The 11,216-nt window shown below is 68.7% G+C and carries 9 protein-coding genes and 2 pseudogenes; 3 read left to right on the forward strand and 8 right to left on the reverse strand.

Annotation, left to right across the window (positions count from 1 at the left end):
* Nucleotides 1–34: 34 nt before the first annotated feature.
* The 5 genes from AB0N81_RS20100 to dnaK form a co-directional block, all read right to left on the reverse strand.
* Nucleotides 35–538, reverse strand: coding sequence for a hypothetical protein (locus AB0N81_RS20100; protein ID WP_365360035.1), 504 nt, complete (start codon nt 536–538; stop codon nt 35–37).
* Between the two features lie 102 nt (nt 539–640).
* Entirely contained in the window at nt 641–1,096 is a 456-nt protein-coding gene (locus AB0N81_RS20105) for a helix-turn-helix transcriptional regulator (RefSeq protein WP_365360037.1), read from the reverse strand.
* 4 nt (nt 1,097–1,100) lie between these two features.
* Nucleotides 1,101–2,294: a molecular chaperone DnaJ gene (gene dnaJ / locus AB0N81_RS20110; RefSeq protein WP_365360039.1), complete on the reverse strand. Its 1,194-nt coding sequence runs from the start codon at nt 2,292–2,294 to the stop codon at nt 1,101–1,103.
* A gap of 33 nt (nt 2,295–2,327) precedes the next feature.
* Entirely contained in the window at nt 2,328–3,065 is a 738-nt protein-coding gene (gene grpE / locus AB0N81_RS20115; RefSeq protein ID WP_365360041.1) for a nucleotide exchange factor GrpE, read from the reverse strand.
* On the reverse strand, nt 3,065–4,930 hold the full coding sequence (gene dnaK / locus AB0N81_RS20120; RefSeq protein ID WP_365360043.1) for a molecular chaperone DnaK: 1,866 nt from the start codon (nt 4,928–4,930) through the stop codon (nt 3,065–3,067). Before dnaK ends, grpE begins: the two co-directional genes overlap by 1 nt.
* A gap of 353 nt (nt 4,931–5,283) precedes the next feature.
* Between dnaK and AB0N81_RS20125 the strand changes: the two genes are divergently transcribed.
* A complete protein-coding gene (locus AB0N81_RS20125) occupies nt 5,284–7,566 on the forward strand; it encodes a (Fe-S)-binding protein (RefSeq protein ID WP_365360045.1) in 2,283 nt (760 codons plus the stop codon).
* Nucleotides 7,567–7,634: 68 nt separating this feature from the next.
* Here the strand turns inward: AB0N81_RS20125 and AB0N81_RS20130 are convergent, their stop codons facing one another.
* Genes AB0N81_RS20130 through AB0N81_RS20140 form a run of 3 tightly spaced genes read right to left on the reverse strand, consistent with a single transcriptional unit; the run spans nt 7,635 to nt 10,103 of the window.
* On the reverse strand, nt 7,635–8,426 hold the full coding sequence (locus AB0N81_RS20130; RefSeq protein WP_365360047.1) for an ABC transporter permease: 792 nt from the start codon (nt 8,424–8,426) through the stop codon (nt 7,635–7,637).
* The gene (locus AB0N81_RS20135) at nt 8,423–9,388 is read right to left on the reverse strand and encodes an ATP-binding cassette domain-containing protein (protein ID WP_365360049.1); all 966 of its coding nucleotides are present in this window, start codon (nt 9,386–9,388) and stop codon (nt 8,423–8,425) included. The genes AB0N81_RS20130 and AB0N81_RS20135 overlap by 4 nt, the downstream gene beginning before the upstream one ends.
* A gap of 34 nt (nt 9,389–9,422) precedes the next feature.
* Entirely contained in the window at nt 9,423–10,103 is a 681-nt protein-coding gene (locus tag AB0N81_RS20140) for a DUF4097 family beta strand repeat-containing protein (RefSeq protein WP_365360051.1), read from the reverse strand.
* Between the two features lie 230 nt (nt 10,104–10,333).
* On the opposite strand from AB0N81_RS20140, the pseudogene AB0N81_RS20145 reads away from it, so the two are divergent.
* Nucleotides 10,334–10,531: pseudogene (locus tag AB0N81_RS20145) on the forward strand (helix-turn-helix domain-containing protein); the annotation flags it as partial.
* A 123-nt stretch (nt 10,532–10,654) separates the two neighbouring features.
* Nucleotides 10,655–11,059, forward strand: a pseudogene (locus AB0N81_RS20150) (MarR family transcriptional regulator); the annotation flags it as partial.
* Between the last annotated feature and the right edge of the window lie 157 nt (nt 11,060–11,216).

Raw genomic sequence — 11,216 nt, forward strand, 5'->3', positions numbered from 1 at the left:
CGTCAGGCCCAGTGAGTGTCAGACCCGGTGAGCGTCAGCCCTCGGCCCACTCCCTCAGCAGCCTCTCCCGCTCCGCCGCCCGCGGCGACCCGCCCTCATGACGGCGGCCCCAGTCGGACATCGCGGTCAGCGTGGCGAGGAGGGTGCCCGCCCCTTCCGTGAGACGGGAGAGGAGCTCACGGGAGAGGTCGTACTCCCTCTGCGAGTAGCCGACCGCCGCCGCCGTGTACGCCGAGAGCTCCGTGTCGCCCTCGGCGTCCGTGAGCCGCACCGTCATGGACGGGGCGTCGTCGCTGCCGCCGAGACCCACCGTGAGCGCCAGGTCGACCACCGCGCCCACCTGGCGCTTCAGGGACTTCACAGGGACGTTGTCGACCGTCAGCGCCCGCACGTCCTCCCACGGCCACATGCCGGACTGCTTGTCACCGAGAGCCAGCACGCCCTCCGGCGTCAGACGCACCCCGTCGGCGAGCCCGGCCGGCTTCGCCCCCACGTACACATCGCCCTCGGCGATCCAGAACAGCCCCACCATGGCCATGATCAGCTCAACTCCCCGTACCCGTACACACCGAAGCGGGGCCGGGAGGTCGCCCTCCCGGCCCCGCTTCAGGGTACTCAGCGCATGCTCAGCCCATGGAATTCACTGCTCGGTCGACCGCTTCGGCCGCCACACCACCAGCGCGCTCGCCTGCTGCACGTCCTGGTAGGGGACGAGGTCACGGCGGTACGAGGCGTGCACCGCCGCTTCCCGCTGCTGCATGGCCGCGGCGGCTCCGTCCACGGCCGCGGAGAGCTCCGCGACCCGCGCCTGGAGCGCCGCGACCTGGTTCTCCAGCTCGATGATGCGCTTGATGCCGGCGAGGTTGATGCCCTCTTCCTGCGACAACTGCTGCACCGTGCGGAGCAGTTCGATGTCGCGGGCCGAATAGCGCCGGCCACGTCCCGCGGTGCGGTCCGGGGAGACCAGACCGAGGCGGTCGTACTGCCGCAGGGTCTGCGGATGCAGACCGCTCAGCTGGGCGGCCACCGAGATGACGTACACCGGTGTCTCGTCGGTGAGTTGGTACGGATTACGACGACGGCCGACCCTATCCATGGGGTCACGCTCCCTTCGCGGCCTGGAACAGTTCTGCCCGCGGGTCGTCGCCCGCAGTCGCCTTGCGGTAGGACTCCAGAGCTTCCTTCGCCGAGTCCGACAGGGATGTCGGGACCGACACCTCCACCGTCACAAGGAGGTCGCCCCGCGTGCCGTCCTTGCGGACCGCACCCTTGCCGCGGGCCCGCATCGTACGACCGTTCGGCGTGCCCGCGGGGAGCTTCAGGGTGACGGGCGGGCCGCCCAGCGTGGGCACCTTCACCTCGCCGCCCAGCGTCGCCTCCGGGTACGTCACCGGAACCGTGACCGTGAGGTTGTCGCCCTTGCGGCCGAAGACCGGGTGGCTGTCGACGTGCACGACCACATACAGGTCGCCCGCCGGGCCGCCCCGCTCGCCGGGCGCGCCCTTGCCGCGCAGGCGGATGCGCTGCCCGTCCGAGACACCGGCCGGAACACGCACCTGCATGGTGCGCGACGACTTGGCGCGGCCGCTGCCGCCACAGACCTCGCAGGGGTCCTGGGCGATCAGCCCACGCCCCTTGCAGTCCATGCACGGGTCGGTGAGGGAGAACCCTCCGCCGCCGCCCCGCGAGACCTGGCCCGTGCCGACACAGGTCGGGCACACGCGCGGCGTGCCGTTCTTGTCGCCGGTGCCGGAACACGCCTTGCAGGGCGCCTGGGAGGACATGCGGAGCGGCACGGTCGCGCCGTCCACCGCCTCCGTGAAACTGAGCGTGACCTCGGACTCGATGTCCTGGCCGCGCCTCGGCTGCGTACGCGTGCCGGCTCCGGCACCCGCGCCGCCGCGGTTGAACAGGCCCCCGAAGACGTCACCGAGGCCGCCCCCGAAACCGCCGCCGGCCGCTCCACCGCCACCCGGGGCGCCGCCTCCGAAGAGGTCGCCCAGGTCGAAGTTGAACGAGCCGCCGCCGGCTCCGGGGCCCGGCCGGAATCCACCGTTGCCGAAGAGAGCACGCGCTTCGTCGTACTCCTTGCGCTTCTTGGGGTCGCCGAGGATGTCGTTCGCCTCGGAGATCTCCTTGAAGCGCTCTTCCGCCTTGGTGTTGCCCTTGTTGGCGTCCGGGTGGTTCTCGCGTGCGAGCTTCCGGTACGCCTTCTTGATCTCGGCTTCGGTGGCGTCCTTGGGGACGCCGAGGACCTTGTAGTAGTCCTTCTCGATGAAGTCCTTGGTGCTCATCCCCGACGTCCCTCCTCACTCATGTCGTTGCCGTCAGCCCTCGTCCGGGCCACCGGTCTCCTTCTCGTCCGCCTTCTCCGCGGTCGCGGAGCCCGCAGAGCCGTCGGGCTCCTCGCCCTTGACGGTCTGCGCGCCGGGCTGCGGCTCGGCGACGGCCACCCGCGCGGGGCGGATGGTGCGCTCGCCGATCCGGTACCCCGGCTGCAGGATCGCGACGCAGGTCGTCTCCGTGACGTCCGGTGCGTAGCTGTGCATCAGGGCCTCGTGGATCGTCGGGTCGAAGGGCTCGCCCTCCTTGCCGAACTGCTGAAGGCCCAGCTTGGCGACGACGGTCTCGAGAGACTCGGCCACCGACTTGAAGCCGCCCACCAGCTCGCCGTGCTCACGGGCGCGGCCGATGTCGTCGAGGGTGGGAAGGAGCTCGGAGAGGAGGTTCGCCGAGGCGATCTCCTTCACCGTCACCTTGTCCCGCTCCACCCGACGGCGGTAGTTCTGGTACTCGGCCTGCAGCCGCTGGAGGTCGCCGGTGCGCTCGTTGAGCGCGGTGCGCACCTGGTCCAGCTGGGCGGTCAGGCTCACGTCCTGCGCGTCCTGCGCGTCCTGCGCGTTCTGCGCGGACGTCTTGCTCGCTGCTGCGTCCCCGGCCGGGGCCGCCGCGCCCTCCTCGGTGGAGGGCTCGGCGGCCTTCGGCGCCGCGTCATCAGGGGTGGCGCCGGAGGGGACGTCAGGCTTCTCGGCGTTCTCGCCGAAGCCCGGGGTCTCCTCGGTCATCAGGCGGCGCCGCCCTTCGCGTCTCCGGGCTTCTCGTCGTCGACGATCTCGGCGTCGACGACTCCGTCGTCCTCCTTGGCCTGGTCGGCACCGGGGGCAGCGCCCTCGGGACCGCCCGCGGCCTGCGCGCCCTGGGCGTCGGCGTACATGGCCTGGCCCAGCTTCTGCGAGACGGCGGCGACCTTCTCGGTGGCGGTGCGGATCTCGGCCGTGTCCTCGCCCTTGAGCTTCTCCTTCAGCTCGTTGACGGCTTCCTCGACCTCGGTCTTCACGTCACCGGGGACCTTTTCCTCGTTGTCCTTGAGGAACTTCTCGGTCTGGTAGACGAGCTGCTCGCCCTGGTTGCGGGACTCGGCGGCCTCGCGGCGGGCGTGGTCCTCGTCCGCGTACTTCTCGGCCTCTTCGCGCATCCGGTTGACCTCGTCCTTCGGCAGCGAGGAGCCACCGGTGACGGTCATCTTCTGCTCCTTGCCCGTGCCCAGGTCCTTCGCGGTCACGTGCATGATGCCGTTGGCGTCGATGTCGAAGGAGACCTCGATCTGCGGGACGCCGCGGGGCGCCGGCGGCAGACCGGTCAGCTCGAACATGCCGAGCTTCTTGTTGTACGCCGCGATCTCGCGCTCGCCCTGGTAGACCTGGATCTGGACGGACGGCTGGTTGTCCTCGGCCGTCGTGAAGATCTCGGAGCGCTTCGTCGGAATCGTGGTGTTCCGCTCGATGAGCTTGGTCATGATGCCGCCCTTGGTCTCGATGCCGAGGGACAGCGGGGTCACGTCGAGGAGCAGGACGTCCTTGACCTCACCCTTGAGGACACCGGCCTGGAGCGAGGCGCCGATGGCGACGACCTCGTCCGGGTTCACACCCTTGTTGGCGTCCTTGCCGCCGGTGAGCTCCTTGACGAGCTCGGCGACGGCGGGCATGCGGGTGGAGCCACCGACGAGAACGACGTGGTCGATCTCGCTCAGCTGGATGCCCGCGTCCTTGATGACGTTGTGGAACGGCGTCTTGCAGCGCTCCAGGAGGTCGGACGTGAGCTGCTGGAACTGGGCGCGCGTGAGCTTCTCGTCCAGGTGCAGCGGGCCCTCGGCGGAGGCCGTGATGTAGGGCAGGTTGATCGTGGTCTCCGTGGAGGAGGACAGCTCGATCTTGGCCTTCTCGGCCGCCTCGCGCAGGCGCTGGAGCGCCATCTTGTCCTTGCCCAGGTCCACGCCGTGGCCGTTGTTGAACTGCTTGACCAGGTAGTCGACGACGCGCTGGTCCCAGTCGTCACCACCGAGGTGGTTGTCGCCGTTCGTGGCCTTCACCTCGACGACGCCGTCGCCGATCTCGAGGAGCGAGACGTCGAAGGTGCCGCCACCGAGGTCGAAGACCAGAATGGTCTGGTCGTCCTTGTCGAGGCCGTAGGCAAGGGCGGCGGCGGTGGGCTCGTTGACGATGCGCAGGACGTTCAGACCCGCGATCTCGCCGGCCTCCTTGGTGGCCTGGCGCTCGGAGTCGTTGAAGTACGCCGGGACGGTGATGACCGCGTCGGCCACCTTCTCGCCCAGGTACGACTCGGCGTCGCGCTTCAGCTTCTGCAGGATGAACGCCGAGATCTGCTGGGGGTTGAACCCCTTGTCGTCGATGTCCACCTTCCAGTCGGTGCCCATGTGGCGCTTGACCGACCGGATGGTCCTGTCGACGTTGGTGACCGCCTGGCGCTTCGCCACCTCGCCGACGAGCACCTCGCCGTTCTTCGCGAAGGCGACGACGGACGGCGTGGTCCTGGCGCCCTCGGCGTTGGTGATGACGGTGGGCTCGCCGCCTTCGAGAACGCTGACGACGGAGTTAGTCGTGCCCAGGTCGATGCCGACCGCACGTGCCATTTCGGTTCCTCCAGATGTACTTCTTGAGTGGATCTGGCTCAAGCATGCATGAGCGCTGCGCTGGCGTCAACAGATGTGAGTCTGGGGCACTCAAGTCTTATCCTGTACTTACGCGCAGGTGCGGCCCTCCCGGGGGTCCGGTTCTCGACTGCGGGCCGTGTGTGGCTGGGCGCGCAGTTCCCCGCGCCCCTAAAAGGACCAGGCGCCCGGCACCTGACATGCAAAGGGTTGCCTGAGCGACGCAGATCACCGGGTCGCTGGCTACAGTGCGGCGGAGTAAGTGGGTAGTCTCAGACGGACTGCATAAGTTACCGCTTAGTAATAGTTCGCCTCGCAGGCCCGAGGAGCCCCCAATGCAACTCGCCGCGATCATCGTGTCGCTGGTCCTAATCGCGGTCGGCGTCGCGCTGTTCGGCCGTGCCATCGTGCAGATCTACAAGTTCGTGCGGCTCGGACAGCCCGTGCCCGCCGGCCTCAGGACCGACAACCCCGTCCAGCGCACCCTCACCGTGGTCAAGGAATTCCTCGGCCATACGCGCATGAACAGGTGGGGCATCGTCGGCTTCGCGCACTGGTTCGTGGCGGTGGGCTTCTTCTCGCTGCTGCTGACGATCGTCAACGCCTTCGGCCAGCTCTTCCAGGCCGACTGGATTCTGCCGATCATCGGTGACTGGGCGCCGTACAACGTCTTCGTCGAGTTCATCGGCACGATGACCGTGCTCGGCATCCTGACGCTGATCGTCATCCGGCAGCTGAACAAGCCCGGCAAGCCGGGCCGCAAGTCCCGCTTCGCGGGCTCGAAGACGGGCCAGGCGTACTTCGTCGAGTCCGTCATCCTCATCGTCGGCGTCTGCATCTTCACGCTGCACGCCCTTGAGGGCGCCCAGCACCACGTCGACAGCTACGAGGCGTCGTTCTTCATCTCGTACCCGGTCGTCACCTGGTTCGCGGGCATGGATCTCTCCACCCTGCAGAACCTCACGTACTTCTTCGCCGGCCTGAAGATCGCGACCTCGTTCATCTGGATGATCGTCGTCTCCCTCAACACCAACATGGGTGTGGCCTGGCACCGCTTCCTCGCCTTCCCGAACATCTGGTTCAAGCGCGAGGCGAACGGCGGTACGACGCTCGGCGAGCTGCAGCCCATGACGTCCGGCGGCGAGCCGATCGACTGGGAGGACCCGGCCGAGGACGCCGTCTTCGGTGTCTCCCAGGTCGAGCAGTTCAGCTGGAAGGGCATCCTCGACTTCTCCACCTGCACCGAGTGCGGCCGCTGCCAGTCGCAGTGCCCCGCATGGAACACCGGCAAGCCGCTCTCGCCCAAGCTCCTCATCATGTCGCTGCGCGACCACGCGCACGCCAAGGCCCCGTACCTGCTCGCGGGCGGCGGCAAGACGATGGAGGGCGAGGAGAAGGCGACGGAGGAGCAGCTGAAGGACGTGCCCGCCGCCGCTCTCGCGGAGGCCGAGCGCCCCCTCATCGGCACCGTCGAGGAGAACGGCGTCATCGACCCGGACGTCCTGTGGTCCTGCACCACCTGCGGCGCCTGCGTCGAGCAGTGCCCGGTCGACATCGAGCACATCGACCACATCGTCGACATGCGTCGCTACCAGGTCATGATCGAGTCCGCGTTCCCGTCCGAGGCGGGCACGATGCTCAAGAACCTGGAGAAGAAGGGCAACCCCTGGGGCCTCGCCAAGAAGCAGCGCCTGGAGTGGACGAAGGAAGTCGACTTCGAGGTGCCGGTCGTCGGCAAGGACATCGAGGACCTCACCGAGGTCGAGTACCTCTACTGGGTCGGCTGCGCCGGCGCCCTGGAGGACCGTGCCAAGAAGACCACGAAGGCCTTCGCGGAGCTCCTCCACATCGCGGGCGTCAAGTTCGCGATCATGGGCGGCGACGAGAAGTGCACCGGTGACTCGGCGCGGCGCCTGGGCAACGAGCCGCTGTTCCAGCAGCTCGGCCAGGAGAACGTCATGACGCTGAACGCGGCGTTCGGCGAGGAGTTCGACGACGACGGCAAGGTCACGCCCGAGTCGCAGAAGCCGAAGACGGCCAAGAAGATCGTCTCGACCTGCCCGCACTGCTTCAACACCATCGCCAACGAGTACCCGCAGCTCGGCGGCGACTACGAAGTCATCCACCACACGCAGCTGCTCCAGCACCTCATCGACGAGGGCAAGCTGATCCCGGTGACGCCGGTCGAGGGTCTGATCACGTACCACGACCCCTGCTACCTGGGCCGCCACAACAAGGTCTACACGCCCCCGCGCGAGATCATGTCGTCCGTCCCCGGCCTGCGTCAGCAGGAGATGCACCGCCACAAGGAGCGCGGCTTCTGCTGCGGTGCCGGTGGTGCGCGCATGTGGATGGAGGAGCGCATCGGCAAGCGCATCAACACGGAGCGGGTCGACGAGGCGCTGTCGCTCAACCCCGACATCGTCTCCACCGCCTGCCCGTTCTGCCTCGTCATGCTCACCGACTCCGTCAACGGCAAGAAGAACGACGGCCAGGCGAAGGAGTCGCTCCAGGTCGTGGATGTCGCGCAGCTGCTGCTCGACTCCGTGAAGACGCCGGTCGACCCGGCGGGCGACGCCGAGTCGGTGGACGAGCCGGAGCCGGAGCCGGCGAAGTAACCACGGCGCACACGATTCAGGCCGGTTCCGCCTTCGGGCGGAACCGGCCTGTTCGCGTTACGGACGACCTACTTCGGGTCATGGTTGAACTTCGACGTCGACCAGAAGTAGCCGAGCGTTGCGAGGCCCAGGCACCAGCCGACGGCGAGCCATCCGTTGTGGCCGATCTCGCTGCCGAGCAGCAGGCCGCGCAGGGTCTCGATGGCGGGGGTGAACGGCTGGTACTCGGCGATCGGCCTGAACCAGCCCGGCATCGAGTCGACCGGGGTGAAGGCGCTGGAGAGGAGCGGCAGCAGGATCAGCGGCATCGCGTTGTTGCCGGCGGCCTCGGCGTTCGGGCTGACGAGGCCCATGCCGACCGCGATCCAGGTGAGGGCCGTGGCGAAGAGCACGAGCAGCCCGAACGCGGCCAGCCACTCCACAACCGTGGCGTCGGTGGACCGGAAGCCGATGGCCACACCGATGGCGCCGACGAGGACCACGCTCGCGATCGCCTGGAGCACGCTGCCCACGACGTGCCCGATGAGCACGGAGCCACGGTGGATGGCCATCGTGCGGAAGCGGTCGATGATGCCTTCGGTCATGTCGTTGGAGACGGAGACCGCGGTGCCGATCAGGGTGCTGCCGATGGTCATCAGGAGCAGACCGGGGACGACATACGCGATGTACGCGGAGCGGTCGGGCCCGCCCTCACCGAGGCCCGAGCTCATCGCGTCGCCGAAGATGTAGACGAAGAGCAGCAACAGCATGACCGGGGTGAGCAGCAGGTTCAGGGTGAGCGAGGGGTAGCGCCGGGCGTGCAGGAGGTTGCGGCGCAGCATGGTGGACGAGTCGCGCACGGCGAGGGAGAGGGCACTCATCGAACGGTCTCCTTGAGCTGACTGGGCTTCTCGGGGTGGGCGGTGCTGCCGGTGAGGGCGAAGAAGACGTCGTCCAGGTCGGGGGTGTGCACGGTCAGTTCGTCGGCTTCGACGGCGGCGGAGTCGAGGCGGTCGAGGATGGCCCGCAGGGCGCGCTGGCTGCCGTCGCTGGGGATTTGCAGGGCCAGCGCCTCGTCGTCCCTGGCGGCCTGGTGCAGGGTGTCGGCGGCGGTGCGGTACGCGGCCGGGTCGGTGAAGCGGAGGCGGACGTGCCCTCCGGGGACGAGCCGCTTCAGCTCCCCGGCGCTGCCTTCGGCGGCGATCCTGCCGTCGTTCAGCACCGCGATCCGATCGGCGAGCTGGTCGGCCTCTTCCAGGTACTGGGTGGTGAGGAAGACGGTCACCCCGTCGGAGACGAGTCCGCGGATGATCTGCCACATGGTGTGGCGGGAGCGGGGGTCAAGCCCGGTCGTCGGCTCGTCGAGGAAGATGATGCGCGGGCCGCCGACCAGCGTCATGGCGATGTCGAGGCGGCGCTTCATGCCGCCGGAGTAGGTGGCGGCGGGCTTCTTCGCGGCCTCGACCAGGTCGAACCGCTCCAGCAGCTCGGCGGCGACCCGCCGCCCTTCACGCTTGCCCAGGTGGTGCAGGTCGGCCATGAGGAGCATGTTCTCCTCGCCGGTGATGAGCCCGTCGACGGCGGAGAACTGGCCGGTGACGCCGATGGTGGCGCGTACGGCCTGCGGGTCGGTAGCGATGTCGTGACCCGCGATGTGGGCCTGTCCCGCGTCGGCGGGGATGAGGGTGGAGAGGATCTTCACGGCGGTGGTCTTGCCGGCGCCGTTCGGACCCAGCAGCGAGAAGACGGTGCCGGCCGGCACGGTCAGGTCGATGCCGTCGAGGACGCTCTTGTCCCCGTAGGACTTGCGCAGCCCGTACGCCGCGATGGCCAGGTCGGTCATGACTGATGCTCCTTCGGGGTCCTCGGGTGGCGGGTCAGAGACTGCGGGCGGCGATGTCGCCGTAGGCGGTGGTCGCGCGGATGTGCAGGCCGGCGTCGGCGCCTTCGGCGTTCATGAGCGTGTCGTGGATACGGCCGTAGGTGGTGCCCGCGTCCAGGGAGGCCGAGACGCCGCGGGCGGCGCCGACGGTGATCTCCCCGGCCTCGGTGCGCAGGTCGACGGTGCCGCGCACGGCTTCCGCGACGTGGATATCGCCCTTCTGGACGCTGACCTTCGCGGGCCCGGTGAGACGGCCCACCGTGACATCACCGGCCATCAGGGTGAGGACGGCGTCCGCGGCCTCGTCGAGCTTGACCGACCCCTGGGCGACCTCGAAGGAGACGTCGCCGAGCCGCCCGACGCCCCGCAGGTCACCGGCGGCCATCTTCGCCTCGACCCGGGACCCGGCGGGCAGCTGGACGGTGACCTCGACCGCGCCGGAGCCGCTGCCGAGAATCCGGCTCTTCGGCGCCTCGCCCTCGATCCGCAGCACGCCGTCGCCGTCGCCGTACTCGACCGCGATCTGCTCCGCCGCCTTGACGTCCTTGCCGTTCGAGGCGTTCGCGGGCCGGACCTCGACCACGGTGTCGGCCCGGTCGGCGGCGATGAACTGGACGCGGCCGGCGGGGATGTCGAGGACGGTGGCGATGGGGGCGGGGGTGTCGAACTTCTGCATGGTGGGCTCCTGGTCTTGGACTCGCTGTTTCCGACATCGCAAAAGCTACGTTGCGTTTGCGCTTTAGGCAACGTGTTCGTTGCACCCTGCCATCATTTATCCAGCTCAGCGGCACCATTTCGTTGCAACGATCGGAAATCTAACGCAACAAACACCCACCCGACCGTTGCAATGAGATGAAACTGAACGCTATGCTGACGGCACCACAGACAACCGCCGAGGAGACCGCGATGCCGGGAGGCAGACTCACCCAGCAGGAACGTCAGCAGATCGCGCTGGGGCTGGCCGACGACCTCGCCTACGCGGAGATCGCCAGGCGCCTCGAACGCCCCACCTCGACGATCACGCGCGAGGTGATGCGCAACGGCGGCCCCACCGCCTACCGCGCCGACCTGGCCCACCGCGCCACCGAACACCGCGCCCACCGGCGCAGGCAGGCCACGCCCCGGGGCCCGCAGGCCTCCTCGCAGGCCCACGGACGCGACGACGAGGCCGTGCGGGAGTACGAGGAGGCGTTCGCCACCGTCTTCATGCAGTCGGGCCTGCCCAAGATGACCGCCCGGGTGCTGGTCTCCCTCTTCACCACCGACGCGGGCAGCCTCACCGCGGCCGAGCTCGCCCAGCGGCTCCAGGTCAGCCCGGCGTCGATCTCCAAGGCGATCGCGTTCCTCGACAACCAGGGCCTCGTCCGCCGGGAGCGGGACGAACGCCGCCGCGAGCGCTATGTCATCGACAACGACGTCTGGTACCAGTCGATGATCGCCAGCGCCCGGGCGCACGCCCTGCTCGTCGAGACGGCGCGCCAGGGCGTCACGATCCTCGGCCCCGACACCCCGGCGGCGGCCCGCCTGGAGAACATCGCCCGTTTCGTGGACTTCGTCTCCGAGAGCATTGTTCGTGCGGCGGAGCAGGCGCGGGAGGTGCTCAACACGAAGCCGGAGGCTGAGCCCAAGTGACCCGTGACTTCGGCGGCCCGGGGTCTTTGACGGTCACCGGGGCCGCCCGGTTTTAAGCGGAGTGTGGCGCCTCCGGGCCGGCAGTAAAGGGCGCTCCTGCGTCGCGTCGGCTCCGCCGATTCCGCTCCGCTCCACCCTTGACTCCCGCCCCTGCACC

Source organism: Streptomyces sp. NPDC093510, assembly GCF_040683555.1.
In the GTDB taxonomy this organism is placed as follows: domain Bacteria; phylum Actinomycetota; class Actinomycetes; order Streptomycetales; family Streptomycetaceae; genus Streptomyces.